This is a genomic window from Limnospira platensis NIES-39, from assembly GCF_026000695.1.
Taxonomy (GTDB): Bacteria; Cyanobacteriota; Cyanobacteriia; order Cyanobacteriales; family Microcoleaceae; genus Limnospira; species Limnospira platensis.
Genome location: NZ_AP026945.1, coordinates 1,600,201 through 1,620,087, shown reverse-complemented (window position 1 = coordinate 1,620,087; position 19,887 = coordinate 1,600,201). Strand labels below are relative to the sequence as shown.

At 45.9% G+C, this 19,887-nt stretch carries 18 protein-coding genes and 1 pseudogene; 9 read left to right on the top strand and 10 right to left on the bottom strand.

Going from position 1 to position 19,887, the window contains the following annotated elements; genetic code table 11:
* Window positions 1-215: 215 nt before the first annotated feature.
* Window positions 216-1,688 (bottom strand): leucyl aminopeptidase, encoded by a 1,473-nt coding sequence (locus N39L_RS08090; RefSeq protein ID WP_014274880.1) that lies wholly within the window; start codon window positions 1,686-1,688, stop codon window positions 216-218.
* A gap of 247 nt (window positions 1,689-1,935) precedes the next feature.
* Here N39L_RS08090 and thrC point away from each other — a divergent pair, with 247 nt between their 5' ends.
* Entirely contained in the window at window positions 1,936-3,246 is a 1,311-nt protein-coding gene (thrC, locus tag N39L_RS08085) for a threonine synthase (protein WP_043468138.1), read from the top strand.
* An 89-nt stretch (window positions 3,247-3,335) separates the two neighbouring features.
* A complete protein-coding gene (locus tag N39L_RS08080; RefSeq protein ID WP_014274878.1) occupies window positions 3,336-3,611 on the top strand; it encodes a MoaD/ThiS family protein in 276 nt (91 codons plus the stop codon).
* Window positions 3,612-3,720: 109 nt separating this feature from the next.
* On the opposite strand, the pseudogene N39L_RS08075 reads toward N39L_RS08080, so the two are convergent.
* The 4 genes and pseudogenes from N39L_RS08075 to rimI all read right to left on the bottom strand — a co-directional run.
* Window positions 3,721-4,195 (bottom strand): annotated as a pseudogene (locus tag N39L_RS08075) (RNA-guided endonuclease InsQ/TnpB family protein); the annotation flags it as partial.
* 257 nt (window positions 4,196-4,452) lie between these two features.
* Window positions 4,453-4,752 (bottom strand): DUF2103 domain-containing protein, encoded by a 300-nt coding sequence (locus tag N39L_RS08070; RefSeq protein WP_014274876.1) that lies wholly within the window; start codon window positions 4,750-4,752, stop codon window positions 4,453-4,455.
* A 117-nt stretch (window positions 4,753-4,869) separates the two neighbouring features.
* Entirely contained in the window at window positions 4,870-7,341 is a 2,472-nt protein-coding gene (locus N39L_RS08065; RefSeq protein WP_006618428.1) for an ATP-dependent Clp protease ATP-binding subunit, read from the bottom strand.
* 290 nt (window positions 7,342-7,631) lie between these two features.
* A complete protein-coding gene (gene rimI / locus N39L_RS08060; RefSeq protein WP_014274874.1) occupies window positions 7,632-8,153 on the bottom strand; it encodes a ribosomal protein S18-alanine N-acetyltransferase in 522 nt (173 codons plus the stop codon).
* Between the two features lie 112 nt (window positions 8,154-8,265).
* Between rimI and lysA the strand changes: the two genes are divergently transcribed.
* From lysA to uppS, 3 genes are all read left to right on the top strand, one after another.
* Entirely contained in the window at window positions 8,266-9,657 is a 1,392-nt protein-coding gene (gene lysA / locus N39L_RS08055; protein WP_006618426.1) for a diaminopimelate decarboxylase, read from the top strand.
* Window positions 9,658-9,823: 166 nt separating this feature from the next.
* On the top strand, window positions 9,824-10,741 hold the full coding sequence (gene cdaA / locus N39L_RS08050; RefSeq protein ID WP_006618425.1) for a diadenylate cyclase CdaA: 918 nt from the start codon (window positions 9,824-9,826) through the stop codon (window positions 10,739-10,741).
* Window positions 10,738-11,499: an undecaprenyl pyrophosphate synthase gene (gene uppS, locus N39L_RS08045; protein WP_014274873.1), complete on the top strand. Its 762-nt coding sequence runs from the start codon at window positions 10,738-10,740 to the stop codon at window positions 11,497-11,499. The genes cdaA and uppS overlap by 4 nt, the downstream gene beginning before the upstream one ends.
* A 1-nt stretch (window position 11,500) precedes the next feature.
* Here uppS and N39L_RS08040 read toward each other — a convergent pair whose 3' ends face one another.
* From N39L_RS08040 to holA, 4 genes are all read right to left on the bottom strand, one after another.
* Window positions 11,501-11,773 (bottom strand): DUF3143 domain-containing protein, encoded by a 273-nt coding sequence (locus tag N39L_RS08040; protein WP_006618423.1) that lies wholly within the window; start codon window positions 11,771-11,773, stop codon window positions 11,501-11,503.
* 36 nt (window positions 11,774-11,809) lie between these two features.
* Complete coding sequence (locus N39L_RS08035) at window positions 11,810-12,307, bottom strand: J domain-containing protein (RefSeq protein ID WP_172973460.1); 498 nt, start codon at window positions 12,305-12,307, stop codon at window positions 11,810-11,812.
* A 21-nt stretch (window positions 12,308-12,328) separates the two neighbouring features.
* The gene (locus tag N39L_RS08030) at window positions 12,329-13,381 is read right to left on the bottom strand and encodes a hypothetical protein (RefSeq protein WP_014274872.1); all 1,053 of its coding nucleotides are present in this window, start codon (window positions 13,379-13,381) and stop codon (window positions 12,329-12,331) included.
* A gap of 189 nt (window positions 13,382-13,570) precedes the next feature.
* Complete coding sequence (holA, locus tag N39L_RS08025) at window positions 13,571-14,554, bottom strand: DNA polymerase III subunit delta (RefSeq protein WP_014274871.1); 984 nt, start codon at window positions 14,552-14,554, stop codon at window positions 13,571-13,573.
* A gap of 34 nt (window positions 14,555-14,588) precedes the next feature.
* Here holA and N39L_RS08020 point away from each other — a divergent pair, with 34 nt between their 5' ends.
* From N39L_RS08020 to N39L_RS08005, 4 genes are all read left to right on the top strand, one after another.
* Complete coding sequence (locus N39L_RS08020) at window positions 14,589-15,371, top strand: DUF1868 domain-containing protein (protein ID WP_006617101.1); 783 nt, start codon at window positions 14,589-14,591, stop codon at window positions 15,369-15,371.
* A gap of 189 nt (window positions 15,372-15,560) precedes the next feature.
* On the top strand, window positions 15,561-16,850 hold the full coding sequence (locus N39L_RS08015) for a bifunctional cobalt-precorrin-7 (C(5))-methyltransferase/cobalt-precorrin-6B (C(15))-methyltransferase (protein ID WP_014274870.1): 1,290 nt from the start codon (window positions 15,561-15,563) through the stop codon (window positions 16,848-16,850).
* 97 nt (window positions 16,851-16,947) lie between these two features.
* Complete coding sequence (locus N39L_RS08010) at window positions 16,948-17,418, top strand: ABA4-like family protein (RefSeq protein WP_006617099.1); 471 nt, start codon at window positions 16,948-16,950, stop codon at window positions 17,416-17,418.
* Between the two features lie 118 nt (window positions 17,419-17,536).
* A complete protein-coding gene (locus N39L_RS08005) occupies window positions 17,537-18,961 on the top strand; it encodes a dihydrolipoyl dehydrogenase family protein (protein ID WP_014274869.1) in 1,425 nt (474 codons plus the stop codon).
* A gap of 29 nt (window positions 18,962-18,990) precedes the next feature.
* Here the strand turns inward: N39L_RS08005 and N39L_RS08000 are convergent, their stop codons facing one another.
* On the bottom strand, window positions 18,991-19,830 hold the full coding sequence (locus N39L_RS08000; RefSeq protein WP_014274868.1) for a metal ABC transporter permease: 840 nt from the start codon (window positions 19,828-19,830) through the stop codon (window positions 18,991-18,993).
* Between the last annotated feature and the right edge of the window lie 57 nt (window positions 19,831-19,887).

Below are 19,887 nucleotides of genomic sequence, written 5' to 3'. Positions count from 1 at the left end.
CAATATTGAGATGTCTATAAATTAGGTGATAATAGGCGAAAGTTAATACAACTGCATTCGAGAAGATACCCGAATGGGAGGCATCTAGTCACCAACCAAGGGGTTGGCGGTAAGCGGGGAAATGCAGTATTGATTGCCATAACCAGAAAAGGGAAAAAATGGGAGCAATCCCCCAGGCGATCGCCTCCGAACTCCCAGGGGAATTGGCATCCTAATTAGGAATTAGCCAGAACCCAATTGACAAGGGTTCGCACAGGAAATCCGGTCGCGCCAGTTTTATTATATCCCTTATCTTTATCTGTCCACACCGGGCCAGCAATATCCAAATGAGCCCAAGGGGTATCCTTAACAAACTGTTTCAGGAACAGAGTAGCGGTAATCGACCCCCCAGCGCGGGGTCCGGTATTTTTCATGTCAGCATGAATCGCCTTGAGTCCCTCAAAGTATTTTTCCTCAATTGGCATCCGCCAGAATTTCTCCCCCGCTTTTTCGGAAGCAGATTGTAACTGTTGCACCAGTTGATCATCAGAACTCCATAACCCAGCTATATCATCTCCCAAAGCCACGATACACGCTCCGGTAAGAGTTGCTAAATCCACAATAGCATCAACCCCTAGGCGGTCAGCAAAAACCAAAGCATCAGCCAAAGTTAAACGCCCTTCAGCGTCCGTATTATTGACTTCAATAGTTTTGCCATTAGAAGCGCGTAGGAAGTCTCCAGGGCGCATAGCACGGCCGCTAATCATGTTTTCAGTTACCGCACTGATAAAATGTACCTCAACTGTGGGTTTTAAGGTGGCGATCGCCTTAGCCGCCCCAAAAGTCGCCGCCGCCCCAGCCATATCCATTTTCATCATTTCGATGCCGCTACCCGTCGGTTTCAGGTTCAAACCACCCGAATCAAAAGTCAAACCCTTACCCACAATAGCTAGTTTCCGGGTAGGTGTTCCCTGGGGTTTATAGGTGAGATGGATAAACTTAGGAGGTAAGTCCGAGGCTTGAGCCACCCCTAAAAATGCTCCCATCCCCAACTTTTCGCAATCTTCCCGTTCCAAAATTTCCAGTTGCAACCCATACTCAGCAGCCAGAGATTGAGCCAATTCGGCCATAGTTATGGGGTTAACTTCATTAGCCGGAGCCGCCACCAACTCCCGCGCCAAGAATACCCCAGAACAGATCTGTTGAGCCAGAGTAATCGCTGCTTCTGTACCCGGAAACCCTAGTAGATCTACAGACTCGACTTGAATTTCTTTGTCCTTAGTTTCCGACTTAAAGCGATTATCCTGATACAGAACTAACTCTAATCCCTCTACAATAGCCCCCACCGTCTCCGACGCATTCCCCACCGGGAAACTGATAGCCAGGGTTTTACCTTTGAGTGCTTTCGCCGCCTGTCCCGACGCAGCCGCCCCACGTCGGATAGCTTCTAGGGTGTAGTCCTCAGCAGACCCCAACCCCACTAAAACCACCTTACGAATGGGACTATTGCCACCCACACGACCAGAAGCACTACTATCAGCTTTTCCCTGAAAGTCTGATTCTTCGATAAGTTCTTGTAGGGTCCCACCCAGTTTTTGATTAAGTTCTGCTAAATCCCCAGTCAGTTCGACTTGTCCTTTAAACAGACCTATAGCTAATACATCTCCACTCCAGTCTAGGAGGTTAGTATCTGTGGCTCTAAATTCCATGTCTTATATCTCAATGCCTTTAAAGTACGACTTGGGCAATCTTCCTTAATCCTATCGTGAGGGCGGAAATTATTTCCCCCAAATTTTTCTGACCCTTCTCCCCGGACAGTATGGGCAAAAACCCATGATTTACAGGGATTTTTGTTAATCCCGACTAAAAAAGTCGGGTATTGTTGACGAGAATTTGACAACTGTGATAGTCTTCATCCAACAGTTAGAACAGCAGAAAAAAGCAGAGGTAAGTGTCATGACCCAGGCCACCCATAACCACACCACCACCCCCACCACCGGAGCTACTTTTGATAAACTCAAATGTAAAGAGTGCGGTGCGGAATATGCTCTGGAAGCCAAGCACGTTTGCGAGGTGTGTTTTGGTCCCCTGGAAGTTCACTATAACTATGACAACCTGCGTAAGCTGGTAACTCGCGAAACTATTGAAGCTGGCCCAAATTCTATCTGGCGTTATCGTCACTTTTTACCTGTAGCTACAGATAATGTTATTGATGTGGGAACTGGGATGACTCCCTTGGTTAAGTCGGAACGGTTAGCCCGCCGCCTAGGTCTTAAAAATCTTTATATTAAAAATGATGCTGTTAATATGCCTACCCTTAGCTTTAAGGATAGGGTGGTATCTGTGGCTCTCAGCCGCGCTAGAGAGTTAGGTTTTTCGACGGTTTCCTGTGCGAGTACGGGAAATTTAGCGAATTCTACGGCGGCGATCGCTGCTAAGGCTGGATTAGATTGTTGTGTATTTATTCCCTCCGATTTAGAAGCGGGGAAGGTGTTAGGAACATTAATTTATAATCCGATTCTGATGGCAGTTAGAGGCAATTATGACCAAGTTAATCGCCTCTGTTCAGAAGTAGCTAATACCTACGGCTGGGGTTTTGTTAATATCAACCTGCGTCCCTATTATTCCGAAGGTTCTAAAACTCTGGGCTTTGAAGTGGCAGAACAGTTGGGTTGGCGACTGCCAGATCATGTAGTAGCGCCGATCGCTTCTGGTTCCTTATACACCAAGATTCATAAAGGTTTCCAAGAGTTTGTTAAGGTGGGTTTAGTGGAAGATAAACCCGTGCGTTTTAGTGGCGCACAAGCGGAAGGTTGCTCTCCTGTAGCCCATGCTTTCAAAGAAGATCGCGACTTTATTACCCCCGTTAAACCTAATACGATCGCTAAATCTATCGCTATTGGTAACCCGGCTGATGGAGTGTATGCAGTAGAATTAGCCAAAAAGTCTGGCGGTCATGTGGAGTCAGTTAATGATGCTGAAATTATCGAGGGTATCAAATTACTGGCGGAAACTGAAGGTATCTTTACCGAGACCGCTGGCGGAACTACCATTGCAGTTTTGAAAAAACTGGTGGAAGCGGGTAAAATTGACCCGGATGAAACTACTGTTGTTTACATTACTGGAAATGGGTTAAAAACTCAGGAGGCGGTTCAGGGCTACGTTGGCGAACCTCTGACCATTGACCCGAAACTAGATAGCTTTGAAGTGGCGATCGAACGCGCACGGACTCTCGATCGCCTAGAATGGCAACAGGTTTTGGTTTAAGATTAGCCAAAATCCGGTAAGATCTGAAATCTTGGGGAAGGTGCAAGCCTTCTCCTTTTGACGGCAATTTTCTATTCAATTAATCAACAATGGCTGTTAAAGTTTTAATTCCCACTCCCCTGCAAAAGTTCACTGACAACCAAGCTACCCTTGAGTGTGAGGGGACGAACATTATGGAATTAATTGATTCCCTGGAAGCTAATTGTCCAGGTATCAAGAAAAGTCTCTGTGATGATGAAGGAAAACCGAGGCGCTTTTTGAATTTCTACGTCAACAGTGAGGATATTCGCTTCCTAGATGGTACGAATACCGCCTTAGCTGATGGTGATGAAGTCAGTATTGTTCCGGCTGTAGCTGGAGGCTAGAGGGAGGACTGAGAAACCGGGTTTCTGAAACTGTTACCTGGTGTAACTGGTGTAACGGGTTCCGTAACTCCTTTTGGGATAGGAACCCTTACCATTGACACTCCCCAGCCTAAAGGCGTGGGGATTCTTCCTTCAACGACTCGACTTGCTCTGACAGGTTTGCACCAACCAAAGTAGCGGTCAAATCTCCAGAAGCGTTAAGTTTCCGTATGCCCTACGGTACTTAAGGCAGCCTTCAGAATGTTGATGGCTGCGTTATAGTCTCGGTCTAACTCACACCCACACTGACAAATATGGGTTCGAGTTGAGAGACTTTTCTTGACAATCGTGCCGCAGCTCGAGCATTTTTGAGAGGTATAAGCAGGGTTTACCGCTACGGTAATCTTGCCAAATTTTACCCCAAAATACTCCAACCATTTCCTGAACTGATACCAAAGAGCATCGTGAATGGACTTGGCAAGACAGTGGTTTCTCACAATATTCTTAATCCTCAAATCTTCGTAGGCCACCATCGAAGCTTGACGAGCCGTGCTGTTGAGTTCTCGAGCCCAGTCATACTCTCGAGCGAGGACTCGACAGTATTTGTTAAGGTCGTATTTGTTAACACCTCGGTTGTCCATCCAATAGCGTAGTGCTTTGTTACGAACGAATTGTGCGGTTCGGATCGCTTCGTCAATCGCTGCGTATTGGTGGGACTTCCCTTTAACTTTGAACTCGAGAACAAGCATGGCTCGAACAGACTGTTATGGTGTTTACCATAGCACAAAATGCTTGGCTAAGTGAAAGCCGCCCTTCTAGGGCGCGGTTTTAGACCCATGATTTTTGATAAAAATTTAGGATATTAACTCCTGCATCTCAGAGCATTAGCGATCGCCCCTTCTAATTCGCTTTGGGAGAGGCTAGTCACAAAAAAGACTTCCTGAACGGTTTTTCCCGCCCTAGCCAACACCTTAAAGCCGCCACGAATAGGAACAGATACTCTTAACTTCATGTGCGGACAATGAGCCTTAGCCCTAGTGATTACTCCTGGGGTAATCGTATGGATTCCCTGATACTTGGTTAATCTATCTAAAACAGGGATCAAGCCCTGAAGGTGGGTAGAGTGGTTCCAAACCAACCGCCCTGAGTTTTTATTATTCATGATTTTTGTGAAAACGCTACTACATCATTCTAAAAAAAAAGTAGGGACAATTCACCAATTATCCCTACATATATTATCGATGCAATAACAATAGGCTTAAAAACCTACGCCTAGCAATTAGTCAGCGGCTTGGGGAAGCAGTTCCCGTTTCTCGCCTTGTAAGACTTGAACTTGACCGTCTTCATTGACATCAACGATCGCCGTATCGCCTTCTTTGACGCGACCAGAGAGGATTTCCTCAGCGAGGCTATCTTCCAGCAAACGCATAATGGCGCGACGCAGGGGACGCGCACCGTAGCTGGGGTTATAACCTTCTTCTACCAGTCTTTCTTTAAAGCGATCGGTAATTTCCAGGCGAATGCCTTTTTCCGTCAGGCGACCGAACACCTCGTTAAGCATAATTACCGCGATTTCCTTGACCTCATCTTTATTGAGTTGACGGAAGACGATAATCTCATCCAGACGGTTGAGGAACTCCGGACGGAAGTATTGCTTGAGTTCTTCATTAACCAGGTTGCGAATGCGGTTATATTGAGCATCAGCTTGATTTTCTTCAAACTCGAACCCAAGACCGCCGCCACCTTTTTCGATCACCTTAGATCCAATGTTGGAAGTCATGATGATCAGGGTGTTTTTAAAGTCAACGGTGCGACCTTTAGCATCGGTCAAGCGCCCATCTTCCAAAATCTGCAATAACATATTGAAGACATCGGGGTGAGCTTTTTCGATTTCGTCGAACAGCACCACGGTATAAGGACGACGGCGCACCGCTTCGGTGAGTTGTCCACCTTCGTTGTAACCCACATAGCCGGGAGGGGAACCGATGAGTTTAGAAACGGTGTGCCGCTCCATAAATTCCGACATATCCAGGCGGATCATGGCTTCTTCTGAGCCGAAGAAGTAGGCGGCGAGGGATTTAGTCAACTCGGTTTTACCTACCCCTGTTGGTCCAGAGAAGATGAAACTAGCGATGGGTCGGTTGGGGTTCTTGAGTCCGACACGGGCGCGACGGATAGCGCGAGAAACGGCTTTGACAGCCTCTTCCTGACCAATAAGACGCTGGTGGAGGGTGTCTTCCATGTGCAGGAGTTTCTCGGACTCGGACTCGGTGAGTTTGTTAACGGGAATCCCGGTCCAACTGGCGACGATTTGGGCGATATCCTCTTCTGTTACCATGGGGGAATCGTCCTCGTCGGTGCGAGTTTCGGATTTTTTGTTTTGAGCGATCGCCCGAATTTGGGACTTAATTTCCATTTCGCGATCGCGCAATTCTCCGGCTCGGTCAAAGTCCTGGGAGCGCACCGCGTCATCTTTCTCTTTGAGGACTTGTCGCAATTCCTTGTCGAGTTCCTTGGCGGCTGGGGGAAGCTGGGAGTTAATCAGGCGCACCCGCGATCCGGCTTCATCAATCAAATCGATCGCCTTATCGGGGAGATAGCGATCGCTAATATAGCGATCGGACAATTTCGCTGCCGCTTCGATAGCTTCATCAATGATTTTCAGCTTGTGGTGCTGCTCATAGCGTTCCCGCAGTCCATAGAGAATCTCAATGGTTTCGGGTACCGAAGGCTCACCCACCATCACGGGTTGGAACCGACGTTCCAGGGCGGCATCCCGTTCAATATGCTTGCGGTACTCATCGAGGGTAGTAGCACCGATACACTGCAACTCACCCCGCGCCAAAGCTGGCTTGAGGATATTAGCTGCATCGATAGCCCCTTCCGCAGCACCTGCACCAATGAGGGTGTGAACCTCATCAATTACCAGGATGACATTACCGCAAGAGCGGATTTCATCCATAATCTTTTTGAGTCTTTCCTCAAACTCACCCCGATACTTAGTACCAGCCACCAAGAGGCCGATATCGAGGGTAACAACTCGTTTATCTTCCAGGATATCGGGAATGTCATTTTGAGCAATGCGCTGGGCGAGACCTTCGGCGATCGCGGTTTTACCGACACCGGGTTCTCCAATTAGCACCGGATTATTTTTAGTACGACGACCCAAAATTTGGATCACCCGCTCAATTTCCTTTTGTCGTCCCACTACCGGGTCAAGTTTGCCCTCGGAGGCCATTTGGGTCAAATTCGAGCCAAACTCATCGAGGGTTGGGGTCTTAGTGCGACCACTACTGCCCCCGGCGGCGACTTCGGCGGTTTCACCCAACATCCGAATTACCTGGGTGCGAACCTTCGACAGGTCAACCCCCAAATTTTCCAGGACACGAGCGGCTACTCCTTCTCCTTCTCGGATCAGACCCAGAAGCAAATGTTCTGTCCCGATATAATTATGTCCGAGTTGACGAGCCTCTTCTAAGGAGAGTTCTAAAACCCTTTTGGCGCGCGGAGTGAAAGGAATTTCAACGGCGACAAACCCGGAGCCGCGGCCGATGATTTTTTCGACCTCGATCCGAGCATCTTTGAGGTTGACCCCCATCGATTTCAGGACTTTGGCTGCTACGCCAGTCCCTTCGCCAATCAGACCCAGGAGGATCTGTTCTGTTCCTACGAAGTTATGTCCCAGGCGGCGTGCTTCCTCCTGGGCTAACATGATCACCTTAATGGCTTTTTCTGTGAAGCGTTCAAACATGGCTAGTTTTTATCACCTGCTGCTGGCTCGTATGCTAATTTTAGCGTGATATTTTCAATGATCGGGTAAAACTATGCTGAAAGTTGCTCAACAAGTTTCACTTATGGGATTGACTCATTTTTAATTGTATCTAGGGGATCAGGTATTTGGGTTGGCGATCGGCTCATCTTTGGCTATTGAGTAGTCCCCAATGGCTACAGAATCTGCCGAATAGGGACAAGGTACCCGAAATCGAATCAGTGATTCTGTATCGTGGTTGTCTGTCTCTGATCCCGGATTCTAGCACAATCTCAAATAAGACTTGGGAGACCAGAAAGCCAAAGTATTAGGGCATCTTCTCCGGTGTCGGCATAGTATTTGTTGCGCCTTCCCGCGATTTGGAAGCCGAATTTTTGATATAGAGATAGGGCGATATCATTGGAAGCCTTAACTTCTAAGGTCGCATGGGATAATCCTCGCTGTTGGGCGAGTTGCAGTAAAGCCCGCAGTAAATTTGACCCTAGACCTAAGCGCCGATAATCGGGATGAATGGCTAGTAAAGTGATATGGGCTTCGTCTACAATAGCCCAGAGACAACCGATGCCTATGACGGGTGGGGGTGGCGTTTGGGGGACTTCTACGGAAATTGTCTGTAAACCGGACAAGGGTTGTCCGTAGGTTGGATGTGTCCAGATGACCAGATCGCTATTGGCGCTATTTAATTCCCTTTGATATCCAGATTGATTCCATAATCCACCTAAGCAGAGGCGATCGAGTTCTACTACTGCGGGTAATAAGTCGGGGGTGAGAAGTTTGAGTTGTAGGATGGTCACAGAGGCTGGGGTGAAAGCTAATAGATAGATTAAGATTAACAATGGTGACAGAAATTTGGTACGATCGCAGATACACGCGCCGATAAATAAACTAACTATTGATACTAAAACTGTGGAAAATTCTGGACTTCAGTACCTACTCAACTCGGAAAAAGGCACAACCTCGATATCGCCTAACCAACAACTGTTACCCCTCACGGCTACGGTCAACCACCAAGATCACCTAGAAATTGGCGGTTGTGATGTGGCGGAAATGGTCAGTCAGTTTGGTTCCCCTCTGTATATATTAGACGAAGTGACGGTCCGTACTGCTTGCCGTCAATATCGGGAGGCTTGGGAAAAATACTACCCGGGAGAATCGCTGATTCTTTATGCTTCTAAGGCATGGAATTGTTTAGCGGTTTGTGCAATAGTTGCCTCGGAAGGTTTGGGGACTGATGTGGTTTCCGGTGGGGAACTATACACGGCAAACATGGCGGGGGTGAGTCCCGATAAGATTTACCTACATGGTAACAACAAATCGCGATCAGAACTGGAGTTAGCCATTAGCACTGGCTGTACTGTGGTGGCTGACAACTGGCTAGACCTGACCAACCTGGTGGAGTTGGCAGATCAAATGTCGGTAACATCTCCCGTGCGGGTGATGATCAGATTTACGCCGGGTATTGAGTGCCACACCCATGAGTATATTCGGACGGGACATCTTGATAGTAAATTCGGGTTTGATCCTAATCAACTCGATGAGGTGTTTAAATTTGTCAGTAGCAATCCATCCCTATGCTGCGAGGGAATTCACGCTCATATTGGCTCTCAGATTTTTGAACTGCAACCCCATCAAGACTTGGCTGGGGTGCTAATGGATGCGGTCACTAAAGGCAGTCAGTATGGTTTAAATATTACGGAAGTTAATGTGGGGGGAGGTTTAGGGATTCGGTATACAGAAGATGATGACCCCCCCAGTATTGAAAGTTGGGTGAGTGCGATCGCCTCATCGGTCGTCGCCGCCTGTGAACAACGCCAGATCCCTTTACCTAAGCTGTTGTGTGAGCCAGGGCGATCGATTATTGGTCCGGCGGCGATCACTGCTTACACGATTGGTTCGCGCAAAGAGATTCCAGATATGCGAACTTATATAGCAGTGGATGGGGGAATGTCAGATAATCCCCGTCCGATTACTTATCAATCTGTCTACAGAGTGGTAATTGCTAATCGGATGTCCGCACCATTAACCGAAACCATAACAGTAGCTGGCAAACATTGCGAATCTGGGGACATCTTAATCCAACAAGCCCATCTCCCCGGAGATTGTCAAACTGGTGATATCTTGGTGGTAATGGCAACGGGAGCCTACAATTATAGTATGGCTTCTAACTATAATCGTCTGCCTCGTCCGGCAGCGGTTCTGGTGAATGAGGGAATAAGTACGATCATTATTCAACGGGAGACCTATTCAGATCTGATTCGTCAGGATCGTTTACCCGAAAGGCTTGGCGATCGCCCTTGATGCCTTAATTTAAGTAACTAACGCGGGGTTAGACATCGCCCCGCATCATGCCTGTCCCCATTTGAGGATGAGGAATCGAGTCCCCAGCAATATAGATAATTAATTCATTATCGATAAGTTGGGAGTTCGGGAAGATGTCAATAGTTTTAACCTCATATCGCGTTCAATGAGTTCGGGTCAAAGTCAAGACCCTGCCTGGCTTGAGTCCTGGTTGGTTAACAGCATCGATATTGGACTGGTTTTTGCCGTCGCCTATATCGTCCTTGTGATTATTGGAGAGCGTCGAACCTTGTGGATGGTTCGAGGTTTCATTGTGTTAATGTTGGCAACGGCCATCAGTAATTGGGCTAATCTGAGACTGCTTTATATTGCCCTAAATAGTTTGGTAACTGGTTCCGCAGTGGCTATGGCTGTAATTTTGCAGTCAGAGTTTAGACAATTTCTGGAAAAATTAGGGCGAGGGGAGGTGCTGCAACTGTTTGCTGCCAGCCGAAAAGGTATCCCTGAATCCGATGGAGTCATTGATCAAATTGTCGAGGCGGTCAAAGAACTTTCTCAAAACCGTACTGGGGCTTTGATTATAATTGAAATAGGCAGTCCCATTGATGAGCGTGATTTTTCCGTTCCGGGTGTGCGTTTAAATGCGGAAGTTTCCAGGGAACTGCTACAGACGATTTTTCAGCCTAAAACTCTACTCCATGATGGTGCGGTGCTGATTAGAGCCTCTAGGGTGGCTGCTGCAGGGGTGATTTTGCCCCTGTCTGAACGGATAGCCTCGCGACAGTTGGGAACCCGCCATCGAGCAGCTATGGGCATTACAGAAAGGGTTGCTAAGTGTGTATGTATTGTGGTTTCCGAGGAAACTGGGTCAATTTCTCTGGCTGATAAGGGTGTACTGAACCGACCCCTAACCAGTAGTAAACTCAAGGAGTTATTAGAAGCTCGGTCTTTTCTAGCGGGGGATGATAAAACTAAGCCTCCTATTTCCATAGATACCCTTAAACGGCGGATAGGATTAAAGAGGTTGTCGTTCATTTCCAAGGTGTTCCGTTTTCGTTCGTCAGCTTCTCGGGAGAAAAAATGAATCGAAAGCCAAGGGTTATACATGAGTTACCTGCTGACCTTGACCGAAATCGCCTCCCAAACCATGTCGCGGTGATCATGGATGGTAATGGTCGCTGGGCGAAACGTCGGGGACTACCACGCACTATGGGGCATCGGCGAGGGATTGATGCTCTCAAGAATTTACTCCGTTACTGTCGTGATTGGGGAATTAATGCTTTAACGGTTTATGCGTTTTCCACCGAAAATTGGGGGCGACCCCTAGAAGAAGTAGATTTTTTGATGGCTTTGTTTGAGCGGGTTCTCATGCGGGAACTTGAGGAGATGATGGAGGAGGAGGTTAGGATTAGGTTTGTGGGTAATTTGCATCGGCTTCCTGCTTCTCTGAGGGAGTGCATTGAGAAGTCAATGGAGACTACCCGCAATAATGAGGGGATTTTGTTTACTGTGGCTACTAATTACGGGGGACGGGAGGAGATTGTTAGGGCTTGTCAGGCGATCGCCAATCAGGTTAAACAGGGTACTCTCGAACCGGAAGCCATTGATGGGGCTTTATTTGAAAAGTATTTGTATACAGCCGGAACTTGTGACCCGGATTTATTGATTCGCACCAGTGGGGAATTACGGATTAGTAATTTTTTGCTCTGGCAAATTGCCTATGCTGAGATTTATGTGACTGACACTCTCTGGCCGGATTTTAACAGCCATGAGTTTCACCTGGCCCTGTGTTCTTATCAGCAGCGAGAGCGTCGATTTGGTAAGGTGGGTACTCGTGATTGAATTAGGGACCGGAAAAAACCGCTTGTTCGATATCTTGACGACTGAGGGAGTATTTAAAGGAGCGTTGAATATCTTGGCCGTCTGTACCTGCGCCAATGTAACGTACTGTTATTTGGTCAATATCCAACCATAGGTCGGCTTTCCAGGTGGGCTTTTCTACTTGCCAACAATGGAGTTCCTGGAGGTCTTGTTCACCGCCCAGGGAGCGTAACCAGTCTTCTATTTCTGGTAGGGGATGGTTATATAGGGGGGTATTGGGACTTGGTAAGGTCATAATTGATTGCTGTTGAAAATTTTTCTAGGGGCTCGCTTAAAGGGTTATATCTGAACGAAACAGGGCGATCGCTATTGCTAATCCTAAACAGCTTATCAAACTGACTGCCATCATTAACAGAGCAAATAGTTCTCCGGGGGATAAAGGCCGATTTTCAGCGGCGATCGCTTCTGTGGCGCTGGAATGCCTCGATTTTGGGGGTCTCGAATGGTTCCGATAATTAATCTCCGTGGGGGGAGTGATCACCCTGTTTGTACTAATGGTTTGATCATACATTTGACGGCGATCGGGATTACTCAGAATGCTATATGCTTCATTCAACTTTTGGAATTTAGCTTTAGCATCATCTTCTGATAAATCTGTTGTATCTGGATGATAGCGTTTACTCAGTTCTCGGTAAGCCCGCCGAATTTCCATAGACGATGCCGAGGGATGCAAGCCCAACAGGGTATAATGAGTCGGTTGGATACTGCCCGGCCATGGTTTGGGGCCGCTGCGATGATATCTCTGTGATCTGGCTTGTTTATTAGTCACGGGTATACCCTCCTATCTTCCCTAGGGCGCAGTTGCTGCACGTTGTTCGGCTATCCGCTGATTCTCAGCATACTGGCTAACCCTCTCTTGAGCAGCCTGATAGTTTTCGCTGTCCTGTGGAACCTGGCTCATGAGTTCACTGGCTTTTTGCCACTCACTGGCTACCGCATTCCATTCAGCTTGAGATTGGGCGCTCTGGCCTAGGGTCGCCGCATTCATGGCCGCATTAATGCCTTCACGCCAAGGGTCAGTCGCCACCGTGGGGGTAGCTGCGGGTTCGGCCGTTTGGGGAGTTTCTGGGTCGGCTGGGTCGGCCGCTTGGGGAGTTTCTGGGTCGGCTGGGTCGGCTGGTTCGGCTGGTTCGGCTGGTTCGGTTGGGTCGGCGGTGATTTCTGAACTACCACCGGGGAGGAAGGGTAGAGGGAAGATACCAGCAAAATGCAATCCTGCCAAAGCAGCGATCGCCACCAATAATATAATCGGAATCAGTAACAGGACTTTATTACTTTTCGGCTGAGAAGGTTGTACTTCTTGGGTTTTGTCCTCATCATCCTCATCAGGATCATCATCTTCTTCTGGAATGTAGCGATACTCGTCATCATCGTCAATTTCTTGGTCAGGGTCGATGTCGTCAGGGTCGATGTCATCATCATCGACAACATAATCATCAATATGATCATCCTGATCGAGGAGGGTATCTTGTTCGCTGAAATCGTCCTCGATATCAACCACATCAGGGGGAATCATATCATCTTCCGGGTCGATCGCCGTTTGCGGTGGCTCCTTCAAAACGATCTCTTCTTCCCAAGCCGGATCATCCCCCAATTGTCGTCCATAGATTTTGACAGTATAGATAGAGGGGACATCTAACTTAGTCATCCCATTGCGAACAAAATTCACCAATGATTGTTGATTGTTAGGAACCGCATCCCCTTCTAGCATGATGTGTAGGGAGTTATCTTCCCCACAGACATCGGCATTAATGTTTTTAGCTTTTAGGGAATTGTTAATCACATTGGCAATCGCCTGGGGATCGCCCTGCTTGGCTAGTTCCATTTGGCTTTGGTTTGGCATGGCTAACCCTCACGAGAACCTTGGGGGAAAATTTTCGGTGATACCTGCGACATGACACAGATCAAAAACGGGGGGGGGTCGGGATTGGGGCTTTTAACCTGCCCTTACACCGGATATTACCCGGGTGTAAAGATACCAGACCCAGACTGAAACGGCGAACTGTGCCACTCCATGATAATGTATCATACACTAACGGTGAAATAAGCGACAAAGTTCGATTATCTGTGTTTGTAGTGTTGACTGTTCATCTGCGCCACGTTTAAGGCTAATTTCCAATTGCAGCAATTTGGGTAAGGTTTGTTGAAGTTGCTGTAAGGAAAGGGGTTGCACTTCTTTTTTAAGGAAGTATATGCGCTTGGGGTTCCCGACTTCGGCTAGGCGGGCGATTTCTTGATCATCTCTGGTTCCGGTTTCGATCATCAATTTGACCCATAGCCAGGTGCGGAATTGTCCGACTAGGGTAGCTAGGATTTTGAGGGCGGGTTCATTGTGGGCGATTAAATCGGCAATTAACCCTAGGGCTTGGCTAGTTTTGCCTTCTCTAATGGCGATCGCCAGTTTTAGACTATTCTGAGTATTGCTGTGGATTAGGGGAGTAATAGTTTTGATGTCTAGGGGACGGTCTATGGTATCAGCATATAGTTTGAGTTTTTCCATTTCGCCATAGAGTTGGCGGGTATCATTTCCGACCGCTTCGGCTAAAAATTCCACTGATTCTGGTTTAAGTTTGACTCCCAGTTGTTGGGCTACTTCTCGGACCCGCTGTTCCAATTGGTCAGTTTTCCAGGGTGGTATTGCCGAAAAATCCTTAACTTGGGCATATTTTTGTAGGAGTTTGGTGGATTTGAGGCGGCCATCGGGTTTATTGGGGCTGCTAAATAATAAGGTGGTGGTTTCGGGAATAGCGGGTAAGGTTCGGTCTAACTCCTGTAGAATTTCTGGAGAACAATGCTGAGTCAGGGGTGTATTAACTAGCCATACCAAACGATGTCCCAAGCCGAATGGTGGAGTCATAGCTTGATTTAGTCCAGAAATGACCGAATCTGGTGTATCGGGCAGAATTTTGTCAAAATTGAAACTAGACCAATTGGGATCAACGACAGATTCCCGCAAGGTGTCTACTGCTTTGCTCAGGGAGAAGTCGTCGTCCCCCCAGTACAGGTAAATTGGCATAACAAATTGTCTTTTAATAACGAGGAAAACAGAGTTGGACGATAACTATCAAACCTATGTCAATCGTGTGGCCAGGATGACTTTAGGGCCGGCTTATCTATCACAACTGGAACACATTCAGGAATCCCCTAAGTTTACCCTTGATGCTCAAGGTCAGAGGAAGCCGGTTCCTTTTCCTGGTTACAGTGTGATTACACCTCCGGCGGGGGAAGATGTTGATAATGCCGATTTTTATCAAAATTTGACGGATTGTCAACAGCAACTGGCACAAATTTTAGACCCTGATTTTTTTGTGAAGATTCCCCCAGATAGCCTTCATTTTACTTTGGCTGATTTGATTTGGGATGATTTATATCGAGAGGCTTCTCGGGAAATACCAGATTTTGAAAGTAAAGTTCAAGAGGCGATCGCCGAATCTTTTACCATTTTTGAATCTCAGAAAATCTCCAAGCCTTTTGCTTGGCAGGTTTTGGGTTTGATGGTAATGACTAGAGCGATCGTTGTTTGTCTGGTTCCTAGGGATGAGGAGGCTTATAATTTGTTGATTCAATTCCGCAGGTCTATTTATCAGAACCCTAATTTAATGGCTTTGGGAATTGAGCAGCAATATCACTTGGTGGCTCATGTAACTTTGGGTTATTTTGGCTCTATCCCTAATGATTTAGACCGAGAAACTTTGAGTCAACAACTTTTTGAATTTAACCATCAATGGCTGGATAATTCCCAAGAAATCTTCATCAAAAAAGCCGATTTTAGGAAGTTTGAAGACATGATGGCTTATCAACGAGAACCTCACTGGCCAAGGTTTATTTTTTAAGATTTTCGGAGTGCGTCATATCCAGTTACTTTTTGAATCTCAATTAGAGCAAAATTGGCTAATGACGCACTAACCAATTATCCCATTTAAGAGAACCCTATTTAGTGGGTTATCTACCCATAAACCTTATTCCTAAACAGTTAACAATTCCTCAACTGGGAACTGGCAAATTTTACCGAAAATAGATAATTGACAATAAATATTATTGGCATTGGCTTAGATGGATTGGCGGGACTGTCGGAGTCTGTGCGCCAGGTAGTTAAACGGGGTAATCTGTTAGTCGGTAACTCTCGTAATTTGGGTTATTTTAGCCATGAGACTATTCCGAAATTGCTGCTAAATGACCTGGTGGAAACCCTGTCGGAACTCAAACAATGGCTAACCAATTGGGAAAGAAATTATCAGACCAACCCAGAAGTGATATTTTTAGTATCTGGCGACCCGTTATTATTTGATATCGGGGGAGTATTAGCAGCTCAATTTCCGCCAGATCAGTTAATTTTTCATCCCCATATTAGTTCAATGCAGTTGGCTTTTAATCGCCTGCAAATTCCTTGGGAAGATGCGAGATTAATTACCCTTAATAATCAGTCAGTAGATAGTTTAACTCAGGCTTTAAAAGACGGGGTGACAAAGATAGGCATTTTCACAAGTGTAGATTATCCCCCTCAAGCGATCGCCCAATTAATCTTATCCCTAGATTTACCCAGAGTTTATCAATTCTGGGTTGCCGAAAATTTAGGGGGCGAAAATGAGCGAGTACAACCCTATCCGGTAGACCGGATAAATAACTATCAATTTTCACCCTTAAACCTGGTTATATTATTACCCGATTTACCAGAGGTTATAAATGAGGTCAATTTAGCGAATATTCCCAGCTTAGGAATCCCAGATAACCTATTTTTTGGTAATACCAACGAACCCGAATTAAGCACCCCACGGGAACTGCGTATATTAGCATTAGGCGAACTAGGGTTACAGCCAAATCAAGTCATTTGGGATATGCAAGCCAGTCCGGGTTCAGTGTCAGTAGAAATGGCGAGATTATTTCCCAACTCCACAATTTACGCCATCGAAAAAACGGCATCTGGAACGTCTTTAATAGAGCAGAATTGTCGCCGATTTCAGATAAAAAATGTCATATCAATCAATGGGGAAGTCCCCGCCATATTGCATCATTTAAGAACCCCCGATCGCATTTTTATGGGAAATAGTGACAACAATTTACCGGAGATTTTAGGAACCTGTAGCATTCGACTTTCTCCGGGAGGTAGGATAGTGGTAGTCCTGAGAACTTTAGAACATCTAAATTTAGCCTTAGAGTGGGTCAAATACAAGATCCAATCTGAAAAAAGCTGGAATTATCATCTTTTACAAGTGCAGATTTCCCGTTCATTTTCCATCGGTAATTTGACCAAATTTGCGCCGGTAAATCCCGTCACAATTTTAACTATTGAGCATCAGAGTTTATTTAATTAACTCACCGGAATTAATCTAGGCACATTATAGACAGCCTGATGATTAACAAACTCCCCAAAATTTGTTATAGTTACTTAATACTGTTCACAAGTCAGCCATGTTGAATTTACCAGTTGACCAAATTTTTAATGTCGCCAACATATTTGTACTTCCTTTTTGGAGTCTAATGGTGTTTCTTCCCAATTGGGGAGTTACCCGAAAAGTGATGGAATCATATATTCCCTTTATCCTGTTGGCGTTAACATATCTGTATCTGTTTGCGGGTAGCATAAACCCCGAAAGTGCGGCGGCTTTATCTAACCCCCAATTAGCAGATATCGCTAAGTTTTTCGGAGATGAAACGATCGCAGCCGCAGGGTGGGTTCACTTTTTAATCTTAGATCTGTTTGTGGGACGTTGGATATATTGGGAAGGACAAAAAACCGGAGTTTGGACAATTCATTCTCTGATTTTATGTTTATTTGCGGGTCCCATGGGTTTACTTTCCCACATTATTACTGCTGCTGTAACTCGCCAATTTTTCGCGGGTGGCGGGTCAGAAACTACCACAGATCCATCTGTGAGTTAATCAGAAGTTGGGGTAATTTTTAGTTATTACTCGGTTAAGGTTCAGGCTACCTTCAGATTGATGAGTTTATCATATTCTGAGGGTAGCAAATTGATGTGATTGAATTAGGTAAAAAATTATGGCTGTGGATTATGATATTATCGTAATTGGTGGGGGTTCCGGGGGTTTGGTTGTGGCTAGTGCCGCCGCCCAATTAAAGGCTAAAGTGGCCCTAGTGGAACGCGATCGCTTAGGGGGTGATTGTCTCTGGTTTGGTTGTGTTCCTAGCAAGTCTTTCATCCATGCTTCTCGCATGGCTTATCAAGTCAAAAATGCGGCTAGATTTGGTGTACATACAACCTCACCAACGATTAATTTTGCGGAAGCGATCGCTCATGTTCAACAAGTCATTAAAAATATAGAACCCCATGACTCCCCAGAACGTTTTGAGGGATTAGGAGTTGAGGTGATTTTTGGGGATGGTCAATTTATTGATTATCAAACCTTTGCAGTCAATGGGAAACAGTTAAAAGCTAGGGCGTTTGTGATTGCTACGGGTTCCCGTGCGGCTATTCCCAATATACCAGGTTTAACAGAGGCTGGTTTTCTCACTAATGAGCAGGTATTTTCCTTGGAAAAATGCCCTAAATCTCTTGCTATCATTGGGGCGGGTCCTATTGGTTGTGAGTTAGGACAGGCGTTTTCTCGGTTGGGTTCGGAGGTGACAATTATTTCCAGTCGCGATCATATTTTACCGAAAGAAGACCCGGAAGCAGCTAGGGTAGTTGAACAGCAATTTGAGGCGGAAGGTATCCGAATTTTGCCGAAATCCCGCGCGGAAGCTGTGGAAATTGCACAGGATAAAAAACTGATTAAATCGGGGGATAATACGGTTATTGTTGATGAGATTTTGGTATCTTCAGGGCGATCGCCTAATGTGGAATCCCTGAATTTAGAGGCGGCGGGGGTACTGGTAGATAAAGGGGGAATTAAGGTAAATGAAAAGCTGCAAACTACCAATTCTCGAATTTATGCCTGTGGGGATGTCATTGGGGGTTATCAGTTTACCCATGTGGCGGGTTATGAAGCGATCGTGGTGTTGACTAATGCCCTATTTTTCCCAGTAAGTAAGGTCAATTATCGGGTAATTCCTTGGGCGACATTTACTGACCCAGAATTGGCGCGGGTGGGGTTGACAGAAGCACAGGCGAGGGGTCATTATGGGGATGATGTTTATATTCTTAAACAACAGTTTTCTGATGTGGATCGCGCCCAAGCCGAGGGAGAAACTGCGGGGTTTGGGAAGATTATTGTTCGCGGAAATGGGGAGATTCTTGGGGCTCATATTGTCGGACCTGTGGCGGGGGAATTAATCCATGAGGTGGTTTTGGCAATGGCTAACAATTTGAAGGTTTCGGCGTTAACAGGTATTCACGTTTACCCGACTCTTTCGGAGGTGAATAGTAAGGCGGCTTTATTATTGAAAAAATGGAAATTTGCCGAAAGTAAATGGCAGCAAAGTTTATTAAATAAGTTTTTTAACTGGCGGAGATCGCTACATTAACAGACCTTTAATGGTATCTATGGCAGATATTAGGATACTAAAAGTTTCAGATTGGGAATCAGAATAGCCAGCAGAAAAATGGCTAATTGCATGGTGACAATACTGGGACCGGATGGCAAATTTAATAATGCTGATAATATCATACCTAAAACCGCACTAAATCCACCTAAAGCGGATGATACTATAATGTAACTGATAAAATTGCGGGTTAGTAACCTAGCGGCACAGGCGGGAATTACCACAAAAGCACTAATTAGTAATACACCGATCGCCTTTATGGATATTCCGACCAGTAGGGATAATAAGACTATAAAGAAAGTGCGATGGGGTGTGACAGCCACGCCGCGCGCAATCGCTAAAGGTTCGTTTAAGGTTAGTAACATCTGCGATCGCACAGTGAGGGTAATAAATGCAATGCAGATTAATAGTAACAAACCAGACAAGATTAAATCCGATTCCCGAATCCCCAAAATATCGCCAAATAAAATATTATTAATTCCCCCTCGGTAATTGTCTCTAAAACTCAGGATAATAATGCCAATAGCCAGAGATGAAGAGTAAATTATATTTAATAAAGCATCAGTCCAGAGTTGGGTACGTTCCATAAAATAGGTGACACCAAGGGCAAATACTACGGCAAAAGGTAGTATAGCCCAAGACGGATCAAGCCTTAATAATAGGCTAATACTAATGCCTAATAATGCCGAATGTCCGAGAGCATCACTGAAAAATGAAAGCTGCCTTAAAATGGTGAAACTGCCTAACATTCCCCCCATCAACCCGGTGAGAATGCCACCCATGAGGGCTCGCTGCATAAAAGGCAGTTGAAAAAGTTGAATAATACGAGTTAATTCGGCTGGAATTGTCAAGGGTTAATCTCCTTCTATTTGGTCTATTTAGAACATTAATAAAGCCATGAATTGTGG

Excerpts from the sequence above, each read along its gene's own strand:
- N39L_RS08090 (WP_014274880.1), bottom strand. The coding sequence starts at position 1,688 with ATGGAATTTAGAGCCACAGATACTAACCTCCTAGACTGGAGTGGAGAT.
- thrC (WP_043468138.1), top strand. The coding sequence starts at position 1,936 with ATGACCCAGGCCACCCATAACCACACCACCACCCCCACCACCGGAGCT.
- N39L_RS08080 (WP_014274878.1), top strand. The coding sequence starts at position 3,336 with ATGGCTGTTAAAGTTTTAATTCCCACTCCCCTGCAAAAGTTCACTGAC.
- N39L_RS08070 (WP_014274876.1), bottom strand. The coding sequence starts at position 4,752 with ATGAATAATAAAAACTCAGGGCGGTTGGTTTGGAACCACTCTACCCAC.
- N39L_RS08065 (WP_006618428.1), bottom strand. The coding sequence starts at position 7,341 with ATGTTTGAACGCTTCACAGAAAAAGCCATTAAGGTGATCATGTTAGCC.
- cdaA (WP_006618425.1), top strand. The coding sequence starts at position 9,824 with ATGAGTTCGGGTCAAAGTCAAGACCCTGCCTGGCTTGAGTCCTGGTTG.
- uppS (WP_014274873.1), top strand. The coding sequence starts at position 10,738 with ATGAATCGAAAGCCAAGGGTTATACATGAGTTACCTGCTGACCTTGAC.
- N39L_RS08040 (WP_006618423.1), bottom strand. The coding sequence starts at position 11,773 with ATGACCTTACCAAGTCCCAATACCCCCCTATATAACCATCCCCTACCA.
- N39L_RS08030 (WP_014274872.1), bottom strand. The coding sequence starts at position 13,381 with ATGCCAAACCAAAGCCAAATGGAACTAGCCAAGCAGGGCGATCCCCAG.
- holA (WP_014274871.1), bottom strand. The coding sequence starts at position 14,554 with ATGCCAATTTACCTGTACTGGGGGGACGACGACTTCTCCCTGAGCAAA.
- N39L_RS08010 (WP_006617099.1), top strand. The coding sequence starts at position 16,948 with ATGTTGAATTTACCAGTTGACCAAATTTTTAATGTCGCCAACATATTT.
- N39L_RS08005 (WP_014274869.1), top strand. The coding sequence starts at position 17,537 with ATGGCTGTGGATTATGATATTATCGTAATTGGTGGGGGTTCCGGGGGT.